General features: G+C 68.7%; 18 protein-coding genes and 1 pseudogene. 12 read left to right on the forward strand and 7 right to left on the reverse strand.

Going from position 1 to position 22,942, the window contains the following annotated elements:
* Positions 1–130: 130 nt before the first annotated feature.
* Both JS531_RS01070 and JS531_RS01075 read left to right on the forward strand, forming a co-directional pair.
* Positions 131–1,705, forward strand: a pseudogene (locus tag JS531_RS01070) (phosphotransferase); the annotation flags it as partial.
* A 347-nt stretch (positions 1,706–2,052) separates the two neighbouring features.
* Positions 2,053–2,277 (forward strand): DUF3107 domain-containing protein, encoded by a 225-nt coding sequence (locus tag JS531_RS01075; RefSeq protein WP_214311400.1) that lies wholly within the window; start codon positions 2,053–2,055, stop codon positions 2,275–2,277.
* Between the two features lie 104 nt (positions 2,278–2,381).
* On the opposite strand, the gene JS531_RS01080 is transcribed toward JS531_RS01075, so the two are convergent.
* Together JS531_RS01080 and JS531_RS01085 are read right to left on the reverse strand one after the other, a co-directional pair.
* Entirely contained in the window at positions 2,382–3,266 is an 885-nt protein-coding gene (locus JS531_RS01080; protein WP_214311401.1) for a PHP domain-containing protein, read from the reverse strand.
* A 40-nt stretch (positions 3,267–3,306) separates the two neighbouring features.
* Complete coding sequence (locus JS531_RS01085) at positions 3,307–4,224, reverse strand: SPFH domain-containing protein (protein ID WP_214311403.1); 918 nt, start codon at positions 4,222–4,224, stop codon at positions 3,307–3,309.
* A 159-nt stretch (positions 4,225–4,383) separates the two neighbouring features.
* Between JS531_RS01085 and JS531_RS01090 the strand changes: the two genes are divergently transcribed.
* Positions 4,384–5,370: a D-2-hydroxyacid dehydrogenase gene (locus JS531_RS01090; protein WP_214311404.1), complete on the forward strand. Its 987-nt coding sequence runs from the start codon at positions 4,384–4,386 to the stop codon at positions 5,368–5,370.
* Between the two features lie 72 nt (positions 5,371–5,442).
* Here JS531_RS01090 and JS531_RS01095 read toward each other — a convergent pair whose 3' ends face one another.
* Both JS531_RS01095 and murI read right to left on the reverse strand, forming a co-directional pair.
* A complete protein-coding gene (locus JS531_RS01095; RefSeq protein ID WP_214311406.1) occupies positions 5,443–6,291 on the reverse strand; it encodes a patatin family protein in 849 nt (282 codons plus the stop codon).
* 176 nt (positions 6,292–6,467) lie between these two features.
* The gene (gene murI / locus JS531_RS01100; protein ID WP_214311408.1) at positions 6,468–7,262 is read right to left on the reverse strand and encodes a glutamate racemase; all 795 of its coding nucleotides are present in this window, start codon (positions 7,260–7,262) and stop codon (positions 6,468–6,470) included.
* Between the two features lie 134 nt (positions 7,263–7,396).
* Here murI and dapF point away from each other — a divergent pair, with 134 nt between their 5' ends.
* Both dapF and JS531_RS01110 read left to right on the forward strand, forming a co-directional pair.
* Entirely contained in the window at positions 7,397–8,287 is an 891-nt protein-coding gene (dapF, locus tag JS531_RS01105; protein ID WP_214311410.1) for a diaminopimelate epimerase, read from the forward strand.
* A 49-nt stretch (positions 8,288–8,336) separates the two neighbouring features.
* Positions 8,337–9,029 (forward strand): vitamin K epoxide reductase family protein, encoded by a 693-nt coding sequence (locus JS531_RS01110; RefSeq protein ID WP_214311412.1) that lies wholly within the window; start codon positions 8,337–8,339, stop codon positions 9,027–9,029.
* Positions 9,030–9,073: 44 nt separating this feature from the next.
* On the opposite strand, the gene JS531_RS01115 is transcribed toward JS531_RS01110, so the two are convergent.
* Positions 9,074–10,366 (reverse strand): PLP-dependent transferase, encoded by a 1,293-nt coding sequence (locus tag JS531_RS01115; protein ID WP_214311414.1) that lies wholly within the window; start codon positions 10,364–10,366, stop codon positions 9,074–9,076.
* Positions 10,367–10,755: 389 nt separating this feature from the next.
* On the opposite strand from JS531_RS01115, the gene JS531_RS01120 reads away from it, so the two are divergent.
* From JS531_RS01120 to JS531_RS01145, 6 genes are all read left to right on the forward strand, one after another.
* Positions 10,756–11,724 (forward strand): ABC transporter permease, encoded by a 969-nt coding sequence (locus tag JS531_RS01120; RefSeq protein ID WP_214311416.1) that lies wholly within the window; start codon positions 10,756–10,758, stop codon positions 11,722–11,724.
* Positions 11,721–12,638: an ABC transporter permease gene (locus JS531_RS01125; RefSeq protein WP_214311418.1), complete on the forward strand. Its 918-nt coding sequence runs from the start codon at positions 11,721–11,723 to the stop codon at positions 12,636–12,638. Before JS531_RS01120 ends, JS531_RS01125 begins: the two co-directional genes overlap by 4 nt.
* The gene (locus JS531_RS11280; RefSeq protein WP_214311420.1) at positions 12,635–14,338 is read left to right on the forward strand and encodes an ABC transporter ATP-binding protein; all 1,704 of its coding nucleotides are present in this window, start codon (positions 12,635–12,637) and stop codon (positions 14,336–14,338) included. The genes JS531_RS01125 and JS531_RS11280 overlap by 4 nt, the downstream gene beginning before the upstream one ends.
* A gap of 109 nt (positions 14,339–14,447) precedes the next feature.
* The gene (locus JS531_RS01135) at positions 14,448–15,737 is read left to right on the forward strand and encodes an acetyl-CoA hydrolase/transferase C-terminal domain-containing protein (RefSeq protein WP_214311422.1); all 1,290 of its coding nucleotides are present in this window, start codon (positions 14,448–14,450) and stop codon (positions 15,735–15,737) included.
* 40 nt (positions 15,738–15,777) lie between these two features.
* Positions 15,778–17,271 (forward strand): lanthionine synthetase LanC family protein, encoded by a 1,494-nt coding sequence (locus tag JS531_RS01140; RefSeq protein ID WP_214311424.1) that lies wholly within the window; start codon positions 15,778–15,780, stop codon positions 17,269–17,271.
* Between the two features lie 167 nt (positions 17,272–17,438).
* Entirely contained in the window at positions 17,439–18,245 is an 807-nt protein-coding gene (locus tag JS531_RS01145; protein WP_214311432.1) for a nitroreductase family protein, read from the forward strand.
* A 223-nt stretch (positions 18,246–18,468) separates the two neighbouring features.
* Here JS531_RS01145 and JS531_RS01150 read toward each other — a convergent pair whose 3' ends face one another.
* Positions 18,469–19,698 (reverse strand): aminotransferase class I/II-fold pyridoxal phosphate-dependent enzyme, encoded by a 1,230-nt coding sequence (locus JS531_RS01150; protein ID WP_214311434.1) that lies wholly within the window; start codon positions 19,696–19,698, stop codon positions 18,469–18,471.
* Positions 19,699–19,889: 191 nt separating this feature from the next.
* Between JS531_RS01150 and JS531_RS01155 the strand changes: the two genes are divergently transcribed.
* Entirely contained in the window at positions 19,890–20,546 is a 657-nt protein-coding gene (locus JS531_RS01155) for a dienelactone hydrolase family protein (RefSeq protein ID WP_214311436.1), read from the forward strand.
* A gap of 48 nt (positions 20,547–20,594) precedes the next feature.
* On the opposite strand, the gene JS531_RS01160 is transcribed toward JS531_RS01155, so the two are convergent.
* On the reverse strand, positions 20,595–22,892 hold the full coding sequence (locus tag JS531_RS01160; RefSeq protein ID WP_240541981.1) for a TetM/TetW/TetO/TetS family tetracycline resistance ribosomal protection protein: 2,298 nt from the start codon (positions 22,890–22,892) through the stop codon (positions 20,595–20,597).
* Positions 22,893–22,942 lie beyond the last annotated feature (50 nt).

Here is a 22,942-nt window from a genome sequence, read left to right on the forward strand (position 1 = left end):
GCGGGACCGTCGCGGCCTGTCCGGGTCCGTGCGCGTCCGACCGTCCGCCGGCGTCCGCCGCGACGTGTCCCGCCGCTCGCGCGGGCGTCGTTGTATTAGTGTTGGAAGGGTGACTGAACGTAATGAACTCATGCTGGCCGCCCTGGCCTCCGCCGCCATGCCGTCCGTCGCCGTCGCCGGCGTGTTCCCCGGCGTGACGCGCACGAACGGCGTCGACCAGGCGCAGGTCCGGGACGTGACCGGCACGACGTACGACGTGTACGCCTCCGACGACGAGGAGGGGCGCAAGCGGCTCGCCGCGCGCGTGAAGGCCGCAAGGGCGCTGGCCGACGCGCGCGAGCCGGGCGGGCTCGGCTTCGCGCTCGACCGTGTGGTGGCGTTCGTGCCGGGCACGAACCGCCGCGGCCCCACCGGCGACACCGCCGTGATGGTGTCGAAGCATCAGGACGGCCGCGAGCGTCCGCTGGACCTGCTCACGCTGGACGACTGCGCGTCGATGGGCACCGCGATCGGCGCCATCCATCGTCTCAACCCGATGTTCATCGCGAAATCCGGCTATCCGGTGCATGTGACCAGTCAGATCCGCGCGCAGCTCACCGCGTGGATCGCCCGGTTGAAGAACGCCGGCCACGTGCCGCCGGAGATCACGGCGAGCTGGACGAAGATCATGGGCACCGAGGGCCTGTGGTCGTTCACCACGTGCCTGGTGCACGGTGGGTTCGAGGACGGCGACGTGCGCTTCAACGGCTCGACCATCACCGCCGTGAACAACTGGCAGAACATGCAGGTCAACGATCCGGCGCGCGATCTGGCGTGGGTGTTCGCCAAGCTCGACGAATCGCATCGCAACGCTGTGCTCACTGCATACGGCCGGATGATGGGCAACCGTCTCGACGATCTCATCATGCTCAGGGCCAACCTGTGGGTGCAGATGGAGCAGGTGGGCGATTTCATCCAGGCGCTGAGCCGCGGAGATTCCGCCAAGATCATCCAGTTCAAGGCGCAGGTGGACCGTCTGGCGCACCAGCTGGGCATCACCGTGCAGGCGGCGTCCGATCGTCCGGCGGCGAAGCGTCCCGGCTCCGCGCGTCCGGCCGCGGCCGGCGCGGGGAACGCGCCCGGCGCCGGCGATCCGCCGTCGACAATCACCGTAGGCACGCTGCTCAAGGACGGCGAACGGCGTCGCGCCGAGGCCGGCCGCAACGCCGCGACCGTCGCGAACGTGTCCGCGAACGCGGACGACCGTACCGGGTCGGCGAACATCGTGGCCGCGGGACGCATCGCGGTGCCGTCCGGCGAGACGGACGACACGAACAACACGCCGATCCGGGCGGCCGGCGAGGTCCGCGACGCGGGCACCGGGTCGACGTCGCCGCAGCCGATGCCGCCCTCCTACCCGAACATGCCCGAACCGAACTCGTCGGTGACCATCGCGTTCCGCGGCGGTTCCACGACCGCGGACGTGTCGTCCGTCCCGTCGGACGTCGACCCGGACGACACCGGCGAGCGCGACATCAAAGCCGCCGTGCGCGAGCCCGATCCGGACACGTCGGCCACCATCGTGATCCCGCTGCTGGAACGCGAGGAGCGTGCGCTGCGCGACGCCCGCGCCAGCCTCGAATTCGACGACGAGACGTTCGACGAGGTCGTCGCCGTCGACGCTTCCGAAACGTCGGAGCCGTCCGAAACGTCCGAAACGTCGGAATCCGACGGCCGGTCCGCCGCCGAAACGGAGGACGTCGACCCGGACGACACCGGCGAGGCGCACGTCACGGCGGCCGGTTCCGTCGCCGACGATGCCATCGCCTCCGACGACGCCTCCTCCCCCGCCGACGACGCCTCCGACGCGGCGACCCCGGACGGACAGGCCCCGGACGCCACAGACACGGAAGACGTCGACCCGGACGACACCGGCGAGGCGCAGGTCACGGCCACGCCCAACGCGTAAAACGACGCCGCCCGGACCGGCCGGACGGCCGGCACGGGCACAATGGAACAATCGGACCGCGGGACCATACGAACCGCGGACAGGACCACCTACGAAGGAGCAACATGGACATCGAACTGGGCATCCGCAACGTGGCGCGCACCGTCACCTTCAGCACCGAGGAATCCGCGGAATCGGTGAACGACACGATCGCCAAGGCCGTGGCCGAGGGCACGCCCATCGCCCTCACCGACGACAAGGGCCGCCGCATCATCGTGCCGGCCGGGGCGCTCGGCTACGCCATCGTCGGCTCGGAGACCAAGCACGCCGTCGGCTTCGGCGCCCTGTGACGGACGACGCGTCGCATCCCATCGACGAAGGCCCCACGGCGCACGCCGCGGGGCCTTCCCATACCCGGCCGGCGGTGTCCGGCCGATGACGTCTGTTCCACGATCTATTCCACGAGCGCGATGGCGCCGCGACGCACGATCTCGCGCACGGTGGCGTCGTCGGTGAGGTTCTCGCCGAGCACGTTGGGCTTGCCGGCGCCGTGCCAGTCGGAGCCGCCGGTGACGAGCAGCCCGTGGCGCCGCGCGATGGCGAGCAGCCGTTCGCGCTGTTCGGGCGGATTGCCGCGATGCCATATCTCGAGCCCGTCGAGTCCCTCCTCGATGAGCGCCTCGATCTGGGCGTCGGTCAGCAGGCGACGGTTGCGGCTCGGATCGCCGGCGTGGGCGATGACGACCACGCCGCCCGCCTCCCCCACGGCGCGCACCACCTCGTGCGTGGTGGGCGAGGGCGTGGGGATGTAGTATTTCGAGCCCGCACTCACCGCGTCGGCGAACGCCTCCGAGCGGGTGCGGTACACGCCGGCTGCGACCAGCGCGTCCGCGATGTGCGGACGGCCCACCGTGGTGCGTCCGCCCTCCTTGACCTGCGCCAGCACGGACTCCCAGGTGATGGGCAGGTCCTCGGCCATGCGCTCCACCATGTGCTTCGTGCGTTCGAGCCGCGCCTTGCGGGTGGAGGCGAACAGCTGGGAGATGCGCACGTTGCGCGGATCGTATTGGAAGCCGAGCATGTGCACGGACACGCCGTCGTCGTCGGCGGTGATCTCCGTGCCGCGGATCAGCGGCAGTCCGGCCTCGTGCGCGGCCCGTTCGGCGTCCGGCCAGCCGGCGGCGGTGTCGTGGTCGGTGATGGCCACGCCGTGCAGGCCGCGACGCCGCGCCTCGTCCACCATCTGCGCCGGTGTCCGGGTGCCATCGGAGAACACGGTGTGGCAATGCAGGTCCCATCCGGCCGCAGGCGGTGCGGCCGGCGTCTTGTATCGCGTCATGTGTCCTATCGTAACCCGTGGCGCGGCCCCGCGACGCGGCTCAGCGGCCCTGCGTCTCGGAGGCGGTGAGCATGGCCTTGGTGACCTGCTCGTAGAGGTCCTGGTAGCCGCCGGGCGTGGAGGCGGGCAGCACCACGGTCTTCGCGTTGTTCGATTCGGACAGCGAGCGCATCACGTCGAGGTACTGGTTGAACAGCACCACGTTGTTCACGTCGTTGATGTTCATGCCCACGGCCTGCAGGCTCTTGATCTGGTCGACGATGCCGTTGGCGATCTCGCGGCGGTAGTTCGCCTGGCCCTCGCCCTGGAGGCGGGTCTTCTCGGCCTCGGCGGCGGCCTGCGTCTCGATCTGGATGCGCTGTGCCTCGGCGCGCTGGCGCGTGGCCTCCTTCTCGCGCTGGGCGGCGTTGATGGAGTCCATCGCGTTCTTCACCTGCGGCGAGGGGTCGATGGCGGTGATGAGCGTCTTGACGACGGTGAAGCCGAAGCGGCTCATCTCGGCGCCGACGGTCTTCTGCACGTCGAACGCCACGTCGTCCTTGCGGGCGAACGCGTCGTCGAGCGTCAGAGCGGGGATGGCGCTGCGCAGCGCGTCCTCCATGTAGGAGCGCAGCTGGCCGGCCGGATCGCGCAGCTCGTAGTAGGCGGTGGCCACGTTCTGCGCGTTGACGCGGAACTGGGTGGACGCCACGACGGTGACGAAGACGTTGTCGAGCGTCTTGGTCTCCAGCTGCACGTTGAGCTGGTTGACGCGCATGTTCGTCTTCATCGCGATGCGGTCGACGAACGGGATGCGCATGTGGATGCCGGCGAACTGCACCGACTGGAACTTGCCGAACCGTTCGATGATGTACGCCTGCTGCTGCGGCACGATGTAGACGGACGTGCACAGCAGCACGATGACGACCACCACGATGGGGAGCACCAGCCCCATCAACGTTCCCAATACCGCTCCCATGATCAGATCCCTTCGATCACGCCGGACCTCCGTCGACCCGGCTGCTGGTCCCAGCTTATCAGCGCGCGGCGGGAACCGCCCAGTACCGGAGGTGAACTTCAGCCGACATCCGTGCGCGTCCCCTCCCGCCCGGAGCCGTCCGGGCCTACACTGGGCGTCATGAACGAAGCACAGGCATCCGAACGTCTCATCGTCAACTGTCTCCCCCTCACCGACGAGGAGCGCGCCGCGTTCCGCGCGGCCGCCCCCGGCGTGCGCCAGGAGTTCGCCGGCAACCCGATGGAGCGCGGCACCATGGTCTGGAAGGCCCGCGTGCCCGCGGACCTCAGGGGCGCGGCCACGGCGGTGGTCGGCAACATCCCGCCGGAGGACTGCTCCGGATATCCGCGGCTGGAATGGCTGCAGACGTGGAGCGCCGGCGTCGACAGATACGTCGCCCCCGGCGTCCTCGCCGAAGGCGTCACCGTGACCAACGCGACCGGCGCCTACGGGCAGACCGTCGGCGAACACCTGTTCGCGATGATGTGGGCGCTCATGCGCAACATCCCCGCCTACGCGCGTCAGCAGGACGAACGCCGCTGGCACGACCTGGGCCGTGCGCTCACCCCGGCCGGCGCCACCGTGCTCGTCATCGGCACCGGCGACATCGGCTCGCATTTCGCCACGTTGTGCAAGGCCGTCGGCGCGCGTACGGTGGGCGTGCGCCGCGACCGCACGAAGCCGGCGGACGGCATCGACGAGATGCACGGCTTCGACGAGCTCGACGCGCTGCTGCCGGAGGCGGACGTGGTGGCGCTCGCCGTGCCCGCCTCGCCGCAGACCGACCATCTCATCGACGCGAAGCGTCTCCACCTGCTCAAATCCACGTGCGTGCTGCTCAACGCGGGACGTGGCAACGCCGTCGACCCGCTCGCCCTGGCGGCGGCGCTCGCCGAGGACCAGCTGCACGGCGCGGGGCTCGACGTGACCGAACCGGAGCCGCTGCCGGCGTCCAGCCCGCTGTGGGACGAACCGCACTGCCTCATCACCCCGCATGTGGCGGGCGGCAACCATCTGGAGGCCACCGAGCGACGCATCATCGCCATCGCCCTGGAGAACGTGCGACGCTACGCGGCCGGCGAACCGCTCGTGAACGTGCGGCGCTGAACCGCCCACGGCCCGCATACGCACGTGCGTCCGGTCCGCCGGACCGGACGCGCCGGACCGTTCACACCTCGCTCATCCCTCGAGGAACGCGGGGATGGCGGCCGCGGCCGCATACCCCTTGCGGTACATCATCTCCAGACCCTCGAAGCTCTTCTTCAACGTGTTGAGTCCGTACAGGTCTTCGGGCGCGAGGATGAGCACGCGCCCCTCCTCCTCATAGCGCTTCGCCAGCTCGATCTCGTCGTTGTAGGTCTTGTACCGCATGCGGAGCCGTTCGGCGGCCGCCGGATACGTGCGCTCGAGAATCCTCGCCGGCGCAAGGTCCTTCCTCTGCTGGCGCACCTCGTCGCGCAGACGCGACAGGATCAGGATCACCTTGTCGTAGCCGTCGTCCAGCGCCTTCTGCACGGGCACCGGATCGGCGATGCCGCCGTCGTAGTACGGCACGCCGTCCACCACGTACGGCTCGCACGCCACCGGCACGGCGGACGACGCCTTCACCGCGTCGAAGTCGTCGTAGCGGATGCGCGACTTGTCGAAGTACTTCGTCGACCCGTCCTCCGCGTTGCAGGCGACCACCGTGAAGCCGGTGGGGTTCGCCTCGAACGCCTCGAAGTCCACCGGATACTCGCCGTCGTGGTTGCTCAGCGTGCCGTAGATGTAGTCGAGGTTCGCGAAGTTGTGGTTTTTGAAGAAGCTCTCCGCGCTCGCGTACTCCTTGCGGAACGCGAACTTCGTGTAGAACGTGTGGTTGCGTCCGTGCTGGCGGGCGATGAACGAGGTCATGTTCGCGGCGCCCGCGGAGACGCCGTAGCACATGTCGACGTCGATGCCCTCCTCGAGCATGTAGTCCATCACGCCGCAGCCGAAGATGGCGCGGAAGCCGCCGCCCACGTCGATCATCGCGGTCCTGTATCCCATTGCGATCCCCCTTGCATCCGTCCGCCCGTCCCGTACGCCGGGACGACGCGGTCCGTCGAAACGATACGGCGAGCCTACGCCCCGCGGCGGGACAACGCGGCGGCGTCCGGACGTTTCCGTTGCATCCGTCGCATAACCGGGCCTTCCGGCCGTCCGACCGTCGGCCGCGGGACGGTTCACGCGTCGAGCAGCTGGCGCGACAGGCTTGCGATGCGCTCGGACGGGTCGGAGTTGTCGAGTTCGACGCTTCCGGCCGCGTCCTCCGGCGCGAGCCGTCCCAGCGATTCGAGCACGACGCCCAGATGGCGCACGGTGCCCTCGTTGCCGTCGATGACGGCGGCGCGTTCGGGCAGCAGCTCGCGGAAGTAGTCGCGGTAGAAGACGAAGTGGGTGCAGCCGAGCACCACCGAGTCGATGCGGTCGAGGTCGTACTGGTCGAAGTAGCCGTGCAGCGTGCGCATCACCAGGTCATGGTCGCCGAGCCGGCCGGATTCGACGATGTCCACGAGCCCGGGGCACGGCTCCTTGAAGATCTCGTTGTCGGAGTCGAAGCGCTCCATGAGCTTCGCGAACTTGCGCTCGCGCAACGTCAGCGGCGTGGCGGCCACGATGACGCGCTGCGGGATGTGGTGCGGGTCGGACGGCACGTCGCCGCGGTCGCACGCCACCTTGAGCGCCGGCTCCATGCCGATGATCGGGATGTCGTACGTGTCGCGCAGCTCGTTCACGGAGGCGGACGTGGCCGTGTTGCAGGCGATGACCACGGCCTTGACGCCCTGGCGCATGAAGCGTTCGACGATGGCGAAGCTGAGCTCGCGCACCTGCTCCGGGGTCTTCACGCCGTACGGCGCGTTGGCGGAGTCGCCGTAGTAGAGCACGCGCTCATGGGGCATGTCCCGCCTGAGCTGCCGGACCACCGAAATGCCGCCCAAACCCGAATCGAACACGCCGATCGGAGCCGTCGAAGCCATACGCATCCTCCTTGCGCCCGGCGTCGCGGGCGCACGCCGCGCGACGCCATCCCACGTCCAACGTCATTCATCCGACAGCCTACTCACCTGAGACGGCCGTGCCAAACCCGCCCGCGGTGAGTAAGCTGAACGCCATGAGCATCCCGCAGCAAGTCACCAAGGCGCACGCCACCGGCAACGATTTCGTCGTCTACGCCGATCCGGAAGGAACGTTCGAACCGACCGCCGAGGAGGTGCGGTTCCTCACGGACCGTCATTTCGGCGTGGGCGGCGACGGCCTGATCCGTCTGGCGCATCCGGCCGACGTGTCCGACCTGACGCCGGAGCAGGTGGCCGATTGCGCCGCGCACGGCGCCGACTGGTTCATGGATTACCGCAACGCGGACGGCTCGCTCGCGGAGATGTGCGGCAACGGCACGCGCACCATCACGCTGTTCGCGCAGCGTCGAGGCCTGTTCTCCGGCGACGTGTTCCGTCTGGGCACGCGCGCCGGCGTCAAGACGCTCACCGCTCTGGGCGACGTGGAGGGTCTGGGACGCGATGTGTTCCGCGTGGAGATGGGCGCGTGGCGGATCGGCGACGTCGACGGGTACGAGGTGACGATCCCCGGCACGCCCGGCGCGGCGCGCGGCACGTTCGTCGACATGGGCAACCCGCACGTGGTGGCCCTGGTGGAGGACGCGTTCTCCACGCTGCCGGTCGTCGAGGACCTCGACCTGGCCGTCAAGCCGGTCGTGTCCCCGGTCATCGAAAGCGACCAGAACGTCGAGTTCGTGCGCATCGACGAGATCGACGAGGCGACCGGCGTGGGCGAGGCGACGATGCGCGTCAACGAGCGCGGCTGCGGGGAAACGCTCTCCTGCGGCACCGGCCTGTGCGCCACGGCGGTCACGCTGCGCGCCAAGACGGGCGTCGACCATTGGCTCATCACCGTGCGCGGCGGCACGCTGCGCGTCGACGTGACCGGCACGGACGTGACGCTCACCGGATCGGCCACGCTCGTCGGCGACGTCACGCTGCTCTGACGACGCGGACGTGGTCCGGGAATCGGGTTTTTCAGGAAGGGAACGACATATGGGGAAGAACATCGGGAAGACCGGCGCGGATGGCGAGGCGGAGAAGGAGACGACGGACGCACCCGTCCTGCGCCCCGAGGGGTGGCGGCATGGCGCCACGTGGACGTATCTGGTCATGCTGCTCGCCTCCGCCGTGGCACTGCTCGTCTCGTTCGTGCTGAGCGCGGAGACGCTGCAGCTGGCACGGCATCCGGACCGGCAGCTCGGCTGCGACGTGAACGCGGTGCTGTCCTGCTCGACGGTGGCGCAGTCCTGGCAGTCGGAGATCGTGAGGTTCGGCGGGTTGAGCTATCCGAACGCGTTCTTCGGCATCGCCGCGGAATCGGTGTTCGTCACGATCGCGGTGATCGGCCTCGCGCGCGTGCGTGTGCCGCGCTGGTTCGCCGCCTGCACGTGGTTCGGCGGTCTGGCGGCGCTCCTGTACTCGTACTGGCTGACCTCGCAGTCCCTGTTCGTCATCAACGCGCTGTGCCCGTGGTGCCTGGCGCTCATGTTCTCCACCACCATCCAGTTCATGGCGCTCAGCCATGCCACCGCGGTGGTGCAGCGGCTGCCCGGTGGCTCCGGGGACTCCCCGCGCGGGCTCGACACGTACTACCGTCTCAACTACGACCTCATGGTGGACGTGGTGTGGGTCCTCGCGATCGTCGCGCTCATCGTCGTCAAGGACGGTGCCGCGCTGCTCATGTGACACGTCTCGGGCGGCTGCGGAGGCCGTCCCGCCTGCGGCCGGCGTCAGTAGGCGCCGGCGATGGCCTGGTCGAGGTCGGCGATGAGGTCGCCCGCGTCCTCGAGCCCGATGGACAGGCGGATGAGGTTGTCGGTGACGCCGGCGGCGATGCGCGCCTCGGCGGGCACCTCGCGGTGGGTGATGTGCGCCGGGTCCACGATGAGCGAGCGGGCGTCTCCGATGTTCGGCACGTAGGAGAACAGCTTCGTGCCGTCGATGATGCGGCGCACGTTGTCGGCGCTGCCGTCCACGAGGAACGAGAGGATCTGTCCCACGCCGTTCGGGAAGTAGCGGCGGACGAGCTCGAACTGCGGGGTGTTGCCGAGCCCGGAGTAGTTGACCTTCACCACGTGCGGCGTGCGCGTGAGGTGCGCGGCGATGCGCGTGGCGGTCTCGACCTGCCGCGAGACCCGCTGCGGCAGCGTCTCGAGGCCGACGAGCGAGAGATACGCGTTGAACGGGCTGGCCACGGCGCCGAACGTGCGCAGGTATTTGATGCGGATGCGCTTGATGAACGCGGCCGTCCCGAATTTCTCCGCGAAGCTGTGCCATACGCCCGCGCGGTCGTCGCTGATGACCTGCTGGCGCGCGGTGAACTGGGGGAAACGTCCGTTGGCCCAGTCGAACGTGCCGCCGGAGATGATGGCGCCGCCGATGGCGTTGCCGTGTCCGGTGATGCCCTTCGTGGTGGAGTGGACGACCACGTCCGCCCCGTGTTCGATGGGCCGCAGCAGGTAGGGCGTGGGCACCGTGTTGTCGACGATGAGGGCGACGCCGTGCGCGTGGGCGAGCTTGGCCAGCGGTTCGATGTCGAGCACCGCCGTGGACGGGTTGGCCACGGTCTCCGCGAACACGGCGCGCGTGTCCGGGCCGATCTTGGAGGCGACCTCGTCGAGGTCGTTGATGTCGTCGACGAAGTCCGCGTGGATGCCGAACTGGGGCAGGAAGTCGCCGAGCGCGTCCACACTCGCGCCGTACAGGTCGTAGGGGGCGACGATGCGTCCGCCGCCCTCGCCGGCGCACATGAGCGCGTAGGTGACGGCGGCCATGCCGGATCCGACCGCCACCGCGCCGATGCCGCCCTCCAATGCGGCGAGACGCCGCTCCAGCGCGTCGACGGTGGGGTTGGCCACGCGCGAATATTCGAAGCCGTCGAGGTCGCCTGCGGCCAACGCGTCGCCGCGCAGCGCGTCGCCCAGGTCGAACGCCGCCGAGGCGTAGACGGGCGGCACGGCCGCATGGTCGTGGTCGGCGGGATCGTATCCCGCATGGATGGCCTGTGTGGCGAATTTCGGCATCGGTCCCATTCCTTCCCCGCCGTGACGGCACGGGCGGCTCTGCATACTGACCCGAACATAGCAAACCGCGGCCGCGCGAACCGGCGGCGCGGTATCGCTTTTTCCGGGGCGAGCCTATAAGGGGCGGCTATAGGGTTTTGGACATCCCGGCGCGGCGTGGGAGGAATCCGCGTACGCGCCGGCCGCGCCGACGATTGCGACGCCGGCGTTTTAGAACACCCTATAACCAACGGGTATAAAGGCGCGGTTGCACGCCGATTCCGCGCTGCCGTACATTCGGAGCGTATTCGCCGGGGTCCGTCCGTCACGTCGTTTCGGGACATCGCCTCCCCGGCTTCCGGTCGGGCTGGGGACAGTGGGAGGCCGGACCATCTGAAAGGAACATGCGCATGAGGGCATATCGGATCCGCTACATCCTGGGCCGGCTCGGTCAGGCCGTCCTGGTGCTGTGGGCCGCCTACACCGTGGCCTACGTCATCCTCGAACTGCTGCCCGCCAACCCGCTGATGATGATCGCACAGGCGAAGGGCGCCGACCTCTCCACGCTCAGCGCCGACCAGATCGCCGTGCTCAAGCGCACGTACGGGCTGAGCGACAACCCCCTCCAGCAGTACGCGTCGATGCTCGTCGGGGCCCTGCACGGCGACTTCGGCATCTCCTACCAGCTGGACCAGCCGGTGGCGCAGCTCATCGCCTCGCGTGTCTCAAGCACGCTGCTTATCAGCCTGCTGGCCATCGCCCTGGCGCTCGTCGTCTCGTTCCTGCTGGCGTTCGCCGCCGCGTTCACCAACAACAGGGTCATCCGCTCCGTCCTTGATGCGCTGCCCACGTTCGGCGTCTCCGTGCCGCATTTCTGGGTGGGCCTGCTGCTCATGCAGGTGTTCTGCTTCTGGCTCGGATGGCTGCCCTCGATGGGCAATCAGGGCTGGCAGTCGCTCATCCTGCCGACCGTCACCATGTCCATCCCCACCACCGCGCTGCTGAGCCGTCTGCTCATGAGCGGGTTCGACGAGGTGCTCGACGAGCCGTTCGTCAAGGTGGCGGTGGCCCACGGTCTGGGCCGCAGCCGCATCATCATCCGCCATGCCGTCAAGAACGCGTCGCTGCCGGTGCTCACCATCCTGGGCCTCATCGTCGGCGACACCGTCACGGGCGCCATCGTGGCCGAGACCGTGTTCTCCCGTCAGGGTCTGGGCTCCCTCATCCAACAGTCCGTCTCCACGCAGGACATTCCCGTGGTGCTCGGCACCGTGGTGCTCGCCGCCGCCGCATTCGTCGTCGTCAACCTCGTCGTGGACCTCATCTATCCGCTGCTCGACCCGCGCATCGGATACTCGTCGCAAAGGATCGCATCATGAGTGAACTGTCCGTCGCCCCCGTGGAGCGTGCCGCCGTGAACGGCGCCGTCGTCTCCGCCCTCCGTCCCGCCGCGGGGATCACCCTGTCCGAGCGCCTGCGTTCGACGCTCTCCTACCCGTTGCGCCATCCGGCCACCTTCCTGGCCGGGGTCGTCGCCGCGTTGGTCATCGTCTCCGCGCTGCTGCCGCAGCTGGTCACCCCGGTGGACCCGACCCGGACCGTCCCTGCGGACAAGCTGCTCGCGCCGGACGCCGCGCACTGGTTCGGCACCGACCAGCTGGGACGCGACATGTTCGCGCGCGTCGTCTACGGCGGCCGCGCCACCATCTCCGCGAGCCTGCTGTCCCTGGCGATCGCCGCGCTGGGCGGTCTCGCCATCGGCATCGTGGCCGGATACGCCGGCCGCGCCGTGGACGCGGCGGTCATGCGCCTCGTGGACGTGCTGCTCGCCATCCCGGGCCTCATGCTCGCCATCACCATCGTCACCGCCATCGGCTTCGGCACCATCCCCGTGGCCATCGCCATCGGCATCGGCATGATCCCGGCGTTCGCCCGCACCACCCGCTCCCAGGTGCTCACCGTCAAGGAACGCTCCTACGTGGACGCGGCCCGCGTGTGCGGATGCTCCCCGCTGCGCATCGTGCTCACCCACATCCTGCCCAACTCACTGGGCCCGGTCGTCGTGCTGGCCCTGCTGGACTTCGGCCGCGTCATCATGGCCGTGGCCACGCTGAGCTTCCTCGGCTTCGGTGCCAAGCCGCCGGCCGCCGAATGGGGCACGCTCATCAACGACGGCAAGAACTACCTGCTCACCAGCCCGTGGGTGCCGCTCATCCCCGGCCTCGTGGTCGTGGCGACGGTCCTGTCCGTCACCGTGCTGGCGAACGCGGCCAAGAAGGCGGTGAACCAGTGACCGCCGATACCCTCCCCGCCATCGCCGTCCTCGAAGCCACGTCCCCGCAGGCCTCCCCCGCCGACGACGTCCCCGCCATCGCCATCGAGCACCTCACCATCACCTACGTGACCAACCGGCGCGAGGTGCATGCCGTGAAGGACGCGTCCTTCACCGTGGCGCGGGGGCGGACCGCCGCCATCGTCGGCGAATCCGGCTCCGGCAAATCCACCATCGCCGACGCGCTGCTCGGCATCCTGCCGTCCAGCGCGCGCACGTCCGGCAAGGCAGAGGTCCTCGGCCACGACCTGTTCGCCGCGGACGAGGACGAGCGCCGGTCCCTGCGCGGCAAGGTGGTGGCGTTCGTCCCGCAGGACCCGCAGACCAGCCTCGACCCGACGATGAAGATCGGCGCGCAGATCGACGAGGTGATCCGCGCGCACCAGGACCTGACGAAGGCGGAGGCGCGCGAGCGCACGCTGAAGCTGCTGTCCGAAGTGGGCTTCGACGATCCGAAGCTGCGCGCCGGCCAGTATCCGCACGAACTGTCCGGCGGGCTCAAGCAGCGCGTGCTCATCGCCGCCGCGCTCGCCTCGGACCCGGACGTCATCGTGGCGGACGAGCCCACCAGCGCCCTCGACGTCACCGTGCAGAAGAAGGTGCTCGACCTGCTCGACAGGCTCGTCGGGGAGCGCGGCATCACGCTGCTCATGATCACGCACGACCTGGCCGTGGCCGCGGACCGCACCGACACGGTCATCGTGATGAACCACGGCGTCATCGTCGAACAGGGGCCCACCGCCCGCGTGCTCGAACACCCGCGGGACCCGTACACCGTCCGCCTGCTCGAATCCGCCCCCGCGTTCCATGTGGACGAGGAGACGGAACGAGACCTCGGCGAGGACGTGGACCGCATCGTCGACGAGGCGCAGGCCGAAGCCGACGGAACCCTGGGCACCGTGGAATGGCGCGACGTGACGAAACTGTTCAAGGTGGACGCCCCCGAACGCGAGTTCGCCGCCTCCAACCACGTGAGCCTCAAGGCCGAAGCGGGCAGGACGCTCGCCATCGTGGGCGAATCCGGCTCCGGCAAGACCACGCTGCTGCGCATGCTGCTCGCCCTGGAGCAGCCGACGAGCGGCACGATCCTCGTCGAAGGACAGGACGTCTCCGCGCTCAGGGGACGCCGCCTGCGCGAAGCGCGCCGCAACATCCAGCTCGTCCAGCAGAACCCGTTCGACTCCATCGACCCGCGCATGAGCATCCGCGACGCCATCGAGGAGCCGCTCAAGGCGTTCCGCATCGGCAACCGGGCGACGCGCGACGCGCGCGCCGCCGAACTCATCGAACGCGTGGCGCTCCCCCAGTCCGTGCTCAAGGCGCGGGCCGGCGAACTGTCCGGAGGCCAATGCCAGCGCGTCGCCATCGCACGCGCGCTGGCCATCCGGCCGCGCATCATCGTGCTCGACGAACCGGTCTCCGCGCTCGACGTGACGGTCCAGGCGCAGATCCTCGACCTGCTCGCCGAGCTGCAGCGGGAGCTGGGACTGACCTACATCGTCGTCTCCCACGATCTGGCCGTCGTGGCGCAGATCGCCGACCACGTCGCCGTCATCGAGAAGGGGAACCTGGTGGAGCAGGGCACGGTGGCCGAGGTGCTCGGCGACCCGAAGCACGCGTACACGCGCCGCCTCGTCGACTCCATCCCCGGCATCCACTGACGCCCCACGGCCCGCGGGCCATCCCTCGCATCCCCGGCCGAAACCGGCAGGAAACCAACCGAAACCCGTTCCGGACACCGGACACCGACCCAACAAGGAACACCGATCCATGACCTCGTACGAAGCCGAATACGCCCGCAAACACGTCGCCGTCGAAGAGGTGCTGCGCACCATCAAGGACCATGACGTGCTGTACACCGGCATCAAGGAGCCGCCGGGATTCCTGCGCAAGCTGCACACCATCGGCGACGACGTGAAGGACGTGACGCTCCTGCACTGCCAGTTCGCCCACTCCTACCCGTTCCTCGAGACCGACCGGTACAAGGGCCACATCCAGGCGCGCACCACGTTCACCGACTTCCCGAGCATCAAGATCCACGACGCGAAGATCACCGACTTCGTGCCCGCAAACGTGCACAACGGCTACGGGCGCGACGAGAAGGCCGAACACATCGACCTGTACGTGGCACTCGTCTCCGCGATGGACGAGCACGGCTACTTCCATCTGGTGGCCGGCGGCTTCGAACGCGAGGCCATGGCCCACGCGGACAAGGTGGTCGTCGAGGTCAACCCCACACTGCCGCGCACGCTCGGCTACACGGAGATCCACATCTCCGAGGTCGACTTCATCACCGAAGACACCACCCCGGTGGACATGATCCCCGAGCAGACGCCGGACGAGGCGGACATCTCCATCGGACGCAACGTGGCCTCGCTCATCCACGACGGCGACACCATCCAGCTGGGCGTCGGCAAGATCCCGGACACCGCCGCGCACTTCCTCGGCGACAAGAACGACCTGGGCGTGCACACCGAGGTGGTCACCACCGCCATCGCCCAGCTCGCCAAGGACGGGGTCATCAACGGACGCCGCAAGACCCTTCTGCCGCGCAAGATCGTGGCCACCTCCGTGGTGGGCACGCAGGAGCTGTTCGAGTTCGTGGACGAGAACCCGGCCGTGTGGATCATGCCCGGCAGCTTCACCAACGACCCGCAGATCATCGCCAGGAACGACAACATGATCTCCGTGAACTCCGCCATCGAGGTGGACCTCACCGGGCAGGTCTGCTCGGAGAGCATCGGCACGCTGCAGTATTCGGGCTCCGGCGGCGCCGCCGACTTCGCCATCGGCGCGAACCACTCGCGCGGCGGCAAGTCGATCATCGCCATCAAATCCACGGCGAAGCACGGCACCGTCTCGAAGATCAAGTCGATCCTCACGCCGGGCTCCATCGTGACGGTGGGCCGCAACGAAATCGACTACGTCGTCACCGAATACGGCATCGCCAAGCTCAAGGGCAAGTCCGTGGCGGACCGCGTGCGCGGCCTCATCGCCATCGCCCACCCCGATTTCCGTGACGAACTCGCCGCACAGGCCGAGGAATACAAGCTCTGGTGAGCCTGCGCCCGCCGGCCACCCATCTCATGAAGGGGAACACATGACAGCAACGACCATCGCGCCCGCCGCCCCGCGGGAGGCCGCGGCGAACCCCGCCGAAAGCACGGCCACCCTGCCGGGCGAATACGCGGACCCGCGCTACGAATTCGCGCGAGGCAAGGCGTATCCCACGCGCGAGGCCACGTCGCCGAAGGACTATCTCGAGGCCGCGCTGCGCGCCGAACGGTTCATCGCCACGCGCCAGGTGGAGGACGCCGACGGCATCCACTGGTCGCCGGACACGCCAGGCGACAACCCGAGCCTGACCCTGTACGCCGGCGTCGCGGGCCTCGCCTTCCTCTACAGCCAACTCGCGCGAATCACCTCGCAGGGCGAATACGACCGCATCGCCATCAAGGCAGGCCACTATCTGGCGCTGCACTGGCGCGACATCATCGACAAACGCACACTCACGCTCACGCACGACACCTCGAACTTCCCCTCCTACGAGGAGGGCTACGGCTCCGGCGTCGGCGGCGCGGGCGCCATCCTCCTGTACCTCGCGGAACACTACCGCGTACAGGAATTCGCCGACGCCGCGCGGGCCGTGGGCGAATACTACCGCGACACCGCCGTGCATGACGGCGCGGGCGCGCACTGGACCGGCAACACGGCGCTCTCGTTCGATGGCGGCATCCTCCTGTACCTCATCCGCCTGTACGAAAGCGTCCCCGAGGACTGGGTGCGCGACCTCATCGCCGAAGGGGCCGCATGGTTCCTCGCCCAGGGCGAGCCCGTGCCCGGGCCGGCGCTCGCGGACGGCATGCCGGGGCCGCAGGGGCTCAAATACGACGGCTTCAAAGGCATCATGCCCTACGAGCCATTGAACTTCTCCTACGGCACCGCGGGAGCCGGATACCTGCTGCTGCTCCTCAACGACGTGCTCGGCGACGAACGCTACCTCGAGGCGGCGAAGGCATGCGAACGCTACCTCGCCACGCAGTTCGTCCCGCAGGAGAAGGGCGCGCTGCTGCCCTACCTGCTGGGCACGCGCAAGCCGTTCTACTATCTGGGCCACTGCCACGGGCCGGCCGGTACGAGCTCGTTCTACTACAAGCTGTACGAGAAGACCGGCGAGGAACGGCACCTCAAGGTCATCGAGGACATGGTCGACGGGCTCGAATCCTGGGGCGCCCCGGAACACATGTCCAAGGGCCTGTGGAACACGCCGAACCAGTGCTGCGGCACGGCCGGCCTGCTCCAGCTGTTCGTCGACCTGTACGCGGCGGACGTGAACGGGCACCGCGCACGCTGGAAGAAGCTGGCCGAACGCGCCGCGGCCGTGCTGCTCGGCTGGGAGTACCGCCACGAGGACGGCTCCTCCGACTGGCCCGTGGCGTGGGAGCGCCTGCACCCGGAGAACATCGGCACGCGCATCGGCTACAGCGACGGCACCGCCGGCGTGGCCGCCGCGCTCCTGCAGCTGTACGGCGTGGAGACCGGCACGCTCGACTGGCCGCACGGCGTGGAGGACCCGTTCCCCGGCACGCTGTGAATCCCCGGCACGCTATGAATCCCCGGCCGTGATTCCCGGCCGGGAACCCTCGGATGGCGGCGGACCGCGAGCCGTACGCCGTCATCCGGCCATGCCGCCTACAATCGGCAGTCAACGACTCGCACCCATGCATACGGCCGTTCCAGGCCATCGACAAGGAGGTCACCATGACAGCATCCGCCATCCCGTTCCCGCCCGAAAGCGCCGGCGCCGATCCGGCCCGGAACGCCACGCTCGGCATCCTGGAAAGCCGGCGCACCATCCGCAAGTTCGCCGAGGAACCCATCGACCAGGAGACCATCGACGCCATCGAACAGGCGGCCCGGCAGACCGCCACCAGCGAATCGCTGAGCTCGTGGTCCGTGATCCGCGTCAAGGATCCGAAACTGCGCGAACTCGTCGCCTCGATCTGCGGGCATGCGCGCATCGCCCGCGCTCCCCTGCTGTACATCTTCCTGGCGGACCAGCACCGCAACCTGCGCATCGCCGAGGAGAAAGGCGTCGATACGGCCGGCGGCGTCCTGTCCTCCACGCACCTGTTCCTGCAGGCGTACGACGACGCGGTGCTCGCCGTGCACGCCACCGAGACCGCGGCGGAATCATTGGGCCTCGGCGCGGTGATCCTCGGCGCCATCAGCCGCGGCGTCCCGCAGCTCGTCGAGGCCCTGCACCTGCCGAAGCACGTGTTCCCCGTGCTGGGCCTGGCCATCGGCAAGCCGGTCAAGGTGCCGGAGCTCAAGCCGCGCCCGCCGATCGCATTCCAATACTTCGACGACGTCTACCCGTCCGACGGGGACACGCCGGACCTCGTGGGCGCGCTCGCGGACTTCGACAAGGACGTACACGACTACTACGAGCGCCGCAACCCGGACAATCCACTGACCGGATTCACCGACTATGTGGCCGGCCTCGCCACACGCACCACGGACGTGAAGCTGTTCGAACAGATCAGGGAGCAGGGCTTCACCGAGTGACGGCCTCCGCCGGCGCGGACGCGCCGCGGCATGGACGACACGATTCGGCCCCGGCATGCGGACGCATGCCGGGGCCTTGGGATGCGGCGGACAGGCCGCATCCCACAGAACGTCGGAGGAAGCACATCGGAGAACACACGAAAAAGTCGTCGCGGCCGGATCCCCCGAACCGGCCGCGACGTTCCTTCCCCTTCCGTGCCGCTCCGTCTCCGTATCGTTCCCGTCAGGCGAACACGCCGGACGCGAGCTGCGCGAACACGTCGGCTCCCGCGTGACGTTCCAGATACCTTGAGTAGGCGATGTCGAACGCCTGCCCCAGATCCTCGATGAGGTCGGCGGCGTCCTCGATGCCGACGGCGAGACGCACGAGCTCGTCGGTGATGCCCACCTTGAGCCGTTCCTCGCGCGGCAGTTCGAAATGCGTCATGCGACACGGCAGCTCCGCGAGGCTCTCCACCGCGCCCAGCGAGACGGCCAGACGGAACACATGCAGGTTGTCGAGCACGTCGGCCGGGTCCACGCCGGGCACGACCTCGAAGCTCAGCACGCCGCCGGCGCCCTTGAGACCCTTCTCACGCAGCTCCGCCTCACGGCCAGGCAGACCCGGGTAATTCACGGTCTTGACGAGCGGATGGGCGAGCAGATACTGCGCGATGGCCTTCGCGTTGGCCTGCTGGCGGTCCATGCGCAGGGCGAGCGTCTGGATGCCGCGGCGCACCGCATCGCATTCCAGAGGCGCGAGCACGCCGCCGAAGCGGTTCTGCGCGAAGTACAGCTTGTTGCCGACCTCCTCGCCGAGACTCACCACGAGTCCGGCGTTCACGTCGGAGTGGCCGGCCAGGTACTTAGTGGCGGAGTGGATGACGATGTCGGCGCCGAGATCCAGTGGACGCTGCAGGTACGGGGTGACGAACGTGTTGTCCACGATGGCGAGCGCCCCGTAACGGTGGGCGACGTTCGCGATGCCGCGCACGTCGTTCACGTCGAGCAGCGGGTTCGTGAGCACCTCGAAGTAGACGGCCTTTGCCGCGGGCACGTCGTTCGCAGGGTCGCCGGCGACGGCCGCCGTCAGCGCCTGGAAGTCGTGCGTGTCGACCGAGTCGAAGACGAGGCCGCGCTCGCCGAAGTACTCGTGGAACAGCGAATAGGTGCCGCCGTAGATGTTCTTGCCGACGACGATGCGGTCGCCCGGCTTGAAGATGCTCAGCGTGGCGTGGATGGCGGCGAGGCCGGAGGCGAACGCGAAGCCGCGGGTGCCGTGCTCGAGCTGCGCGATCTGGCGCTCGAGGAACTCGCGGGTGGGGTTGCCGCTGCGCGCGTAGTCGTAGCGGGGCATGGACCCGACCCCTTCGAAGGCATATGTCGTTGAGTTGTAGATCGGCGGGTTCACGGCGCCGGTGGCGTTGTCGCCGACCGGCAGGCCGTGCACGAGCTGAGTGTTGAACCTGGTCATTGCGCACCCCCTATCGTGTTCGCATGGCGTTGCGCGGAGCCCTTCCCCGCGCGGCTGGTATCGACGATAACGCACGCGTCCCGCATGAAACAGGGTGTCGTTATACGGGTTGCTTATGGGGTGTTATGCGCACCTCCGCCCCGATGCCTTCGCCCCGGCGCCCGCCTACACTGGGAATCATGACAAGTCCTATGACAATCACCAAGGCTTTGACACGTCTGAACGGTTCCGATTCCTCCGCCGACCCGGTGTTCGTGCTGCTGCACGGCTGGGGTTCCAACGAATACGACCTGCCCGACCTGCTGCGTTACTGCGGCGCCGGTTCGGCCGACTACGCGAGCCTCAGAGCACCGATCGCGTACGGCATGGGCTACACGTGGTTCGGCGATTGGGCGCATGAGGGTGTGCCGGAGGGCGAGTCGCTGACCCGTCAGGCGTACGACGCGGCGGCCGCCATCGACGCGTGGGTGAAGGCGAACGTCCCGGCCGCGCGTCCGGTGGTCACGATGGGCTTCTCGCAGGGCGGTCTGTTGGCGGCGCACATGCTGCGCTTCGATCCGGCCCGCTATGCGGCGGCCGTGAGCTTCTCCGGCTGGCTCGCGCCGGGCGTGATGGACGGCGACAAGGCGCTCGAGGCCTCGCAGCCGCCGGTCTTCTACGGCCACGGCGCCGCCGACGACATCTTCCCGTCCGCGGACGTGGCGGCGATGGGCGCGTTCTGGCGTGCGCACGGCACGTTGAGCGAGCACATCTACCCGGGCATGGCGCATTCCATCAACATGGACGAGCTGCGCGACGTGCAGCGTTTCCTCGAGTCGAACGGTCTGGTCCGTCCGCGGATCTGGTGACGCCGTCCGACGCCGCCGCGTCAGGCGCGTGCGGCGCGCGTCGCGTCCTCACGCCGTGGCGTATGGCACGTGCATGAATTCGGGCACCTTGTACCATTTCACCGGGTATCCGGCGCCGTGCGCGCAGAACACGGAATCGGGTGTGTGGTCCAAATCGGCCTCCGGATCGTACCGGGCCTCCTCGATGACGCGCGCCTGGTCGTGGCACGGACGGTACCCGCCGAACGTGAGGGAGAGCCGGCCGCGTCCGTGCGTGTACGCGTTGACGTCCATCGCGTAGTCGCGCATCTCGGAGACCGGCGCCTCGCCTTCGATGAGCGCGTATCCGCCGTCCTGCGAGGACGGGCCGAACGTGCCGGACATGCGTTGGACGTCGGCCATCGCACGTCCCAGCATGTCGTCCGGCACTTCGAGACGGAACCGGTACCACGGCTCCAGCACCATGCAATGGCCCGGGTCGGCGGCGACGGCCTTCGCCATCGCTGTGACGGCTTCGGCGCGGGCGTCGTCCGACGCGGCGGTCCCGTCCGACGCGTCCTTTCCCGTCTTCTCCGACTTCGCCGACGACGCCGTCGCGTCGTCGGCGTCGTCATCGTCAATCTCGTACGCGGGACGCTGCGTGTCCCGTCCGACGACGGCGTGTCCGGCGACGCCGGAACGCGCCTCCATCAGCCCCTGTCGGATCGCCCGGTACGTCGCCTGACGGAAGTCGCCGCCTTCGGTGTGCTTAAGATGCGCGCGTGCGGCGACGAGCGTCATCACGACGTCGGTGAGCGGCGAGCCGGTGAGCACGCCGAGATGCTCGCGTTCGGTCAGATGCGTGAGGATGAGCCGCTGCCAGTTGCGGTCGAGCTCGTTCGTCGTGAGGGCCGACGCGACCTTCACGCCGCTGCCCGGCTCCCCCGGTTCAATGAGGATGTGCGCCTCGGCGTAGTGCCGCAGCGGTTCGAAGTGTCCGACGCCTTCGATGGGCTTCGTGATGGTCTCACGGTAGAGGATCGATCCCGTGCCGAACGACACGTCCAATCCGAACCGTTCATGCAGGGTCTGCTGGATGATTTCGAGCTGGATGGCGCCCATGAGCTGCACGTGGATCTCCTGCACGCGTTCCACCCAGTTCACGTGCAGCAGCGGGTCCTCGTCCTCGAGCTCGCGCAGGGCGGTGAGGACCTTGTGCAGGGTGAGGTCGTCGAACCGGGGCGTCGTGGCTGGAGACGGGACGTCGCCGCCGGCGCCGTCCGTTCCGGCCGCACCGGCGGGCAGCACGGTGTAGGTGAGGACCGGCTGCATGGAGGGCGATGCGGCGTCGGGTTCGCATCCCAGCCCTTCGCCGGGGAACGTGTGTTCGAGGCCGGTCACGGCGCACACCGCGCCGGCGGGCAGTTCGGTGGCGATGTCGAACCGCGCGCCGTTGTAGACGCGCACCTGGTCGATCTTCTCGGTGTATCCTCCGGCGCCGGCGTCCACAGGCGCGTCGGACGGAACATCCGCGTCGGCGTCGCCTCCGGCGCCTACGCCCGTACGCACCAGCGACTTGGCCTTGAGCGTGCCGCCGGTCACCCTCAGCCAGGTGAGCCGGTTGTGCTTGTCGTCGTGCGAGACCTTGAACACGCGGGCGCCGAACCCCGCCGGCCACACGGGTTCGCGCGCGTACGCGGCGAACCCGTCGAGGAACTCGCCGACACCGTCGAGCTTCAACGCGGAACCGAAGAACACGGGGAACAACGCGCGTGCGGCGACCATCGCGCGCACGCGGCCCAACGTAAGCGAACCGGCCTCGAAATACTCGTCCATCGCCCGCTCGTCCAACGCGGCGACGTCCTCCACCTCGTCGCCGAACGGCACGGGCGTCGCGTCGTCGGACGCCTCCCCCATCGCAGGCAGCGGCTGGACCGCGTCGGACAGGCGCCGGCGCAGCTGGGCGAGCACGGCGTCACGGTCGAAGCCGGGCGCGTCGCACTTGTTGACGAAGACGAACGTGGGCACATGGTAGCGGTCGAGCAGACGCCACAGCGTCTCGGTGTGGCCCTGCACGCCGTCCGTGCCGGAGACCACGAGGATCGCGTAGTCGAGCACGCGCAGCACACGCTCGGTCTCCGCCGCGAAGTCGACGTGGCCGGGCGTGTCGAGCAGGGTGAGGCCGAGGCCGCCGTATTCGACGAGCGCCTGATGCGCGGAGATGGTGATGCCGCGCGCCTTCTCGAGGGCGTCGGTGTCGAGGAAGGCGTCGCCGTGGTCCACGCGGCCGAGTCTGCGGATCTCACCGGTGCGGTACAGCAGCGCCTCGGACAGCGTGGTCTTGCCGGCGTCCACGTGCGCCACGATTCCCGCCACGATCCGCGTCATCATCCGTCCTTCCGTCGTTCCGAACGCATATCCCACCAATATAGGACGGC

This window comes from Bifidobacterium sp. CP2 (genome assembly GCF_018555635.1).
GTDB classification, from domain to species: domain Bacteria; phylum Actinomycetota; class Actinomycetes; order Actinomycetales; family Bifidobacteriaceae; genus Bifidobacterium; species Bifidobacterium saguinibicoloris.

Bases quoted from the DNA above. Each gene is read 5' to 3' on its own strand.
- JS531_RS01140 (WP_214311424.1), top strand. From the start codon at position 15,778: ATGACAGCAACGACCATCGCGCCCGCCGCCCCGCGGGAGGCCGCGGCG.
- JS531_RS01080 (WP_214311401.1), bottom strand. From the start codon at position 3,266: ATGACGCGATACAAGACGCCGGCCGCACCGCCTGCGGCCGGATGGGAC.
- dapF (WP_214311410.1), top strand. From the start codon at position 7,397: ATGAGCATCCCGCAGCAAGTCACCAAGGCGCACGCCACCGGCAACGAT.
- JS531_RS01090 (WP_214311404.1), top strand. From the start codon at position 4,384: ATGAACGAAGCACAGGCATCCGAACGTCTCATCGTCAACTGTCTCCCC.
- JS531_RS01135 (WP_214311422.1), top strand. From the start codon at position 14,448: ATGACCTCGTACGAAGCCGAATACGCCCGCAAACACGTCGCCGTCGAA.
- JS531_RS01075 (WP_214311400.1), top strand. From the start codon at position 2,053: ATGGACATCGAACTGGGCATCCGCAACGTGGCGCGCACCGTCACCTTC.
- JS531_RS01125 (WP_214311418.1), top strand. From the start codon at position 11,721: ATGAGTGAACTGTCCGTCGCCCCCGTGGAGCGTGCCGCCGTGAACGGC.
- JS531_RS01115 (WP_214311414.1), bottom strand. From the start codon at position 10,366: ATGCCGAAATTCGCCACACAGGCCATCCATGCGGGATACGATCCCGCC.
- JS531_RS01155 (WP_214311436.1), top strand. From the start codon at position 19,890: ATGACAATCACCAAGGCTTTGACACGTCTGAACGGTTCCGATTCCTCC.
- JS531_RS01085 (WP_214311403.1), bottom strand. From the start codon at position 4,224: ATGGGAGCGGTATTGGGAACGTTGATGGGGCTGGTGCTCCCCATCGTG.
- JS531_RS01150 (WP_214311434.1), bottom strand. From the start codon at position 19,698: ATGACCAGGTTCAACACTCAGCTCGTGCACGGCCTGCCGGTCGGCGAC.
- JS531_RS01120 (WP_214311416.1), top strand. From the start codon at position 10,756: ATGAGGGCATATCGGATCCGCTACATCCTGGGCCGGCTCGGTCAGGCC.
- murI (WP_214311408.1), bottom strand. From the start codon at position 7,262: ATGGCTTCGACGGCTCCGATCGGCGTGTTCGATTCGGGTTTGGGCGGC.
- JS531_RS01145 (WP_214311432.1), top strand. From the start codon at position 17,439: ATGACAGCATCCGCCATCCCGTTCCCGCCCGAAAGCGCCGGCGCCGAT.
- JS531_RS01160 (WP_240541981.1), bottom strand. From the start codon at position 22,892: ATGACGCGGATCGTGGCGGGAATCGTGGCGCACGTGGACGCCGGCAAG.
- JS531_RS01110 (WP_214311412.1), top strand. From the start codon at position 8,337: ATGGGGAAGAACATCGGGAAGACCGGCGCGGATGGCGAGGCGGAGAAG.
- JS531_RS01095 (WP_214311406.1), bottom strand. From the start codon at position 6,291: ATGGGATACAGGACCGCGATGATCGACGTGGGCGGCGGCTTCCGCGCC.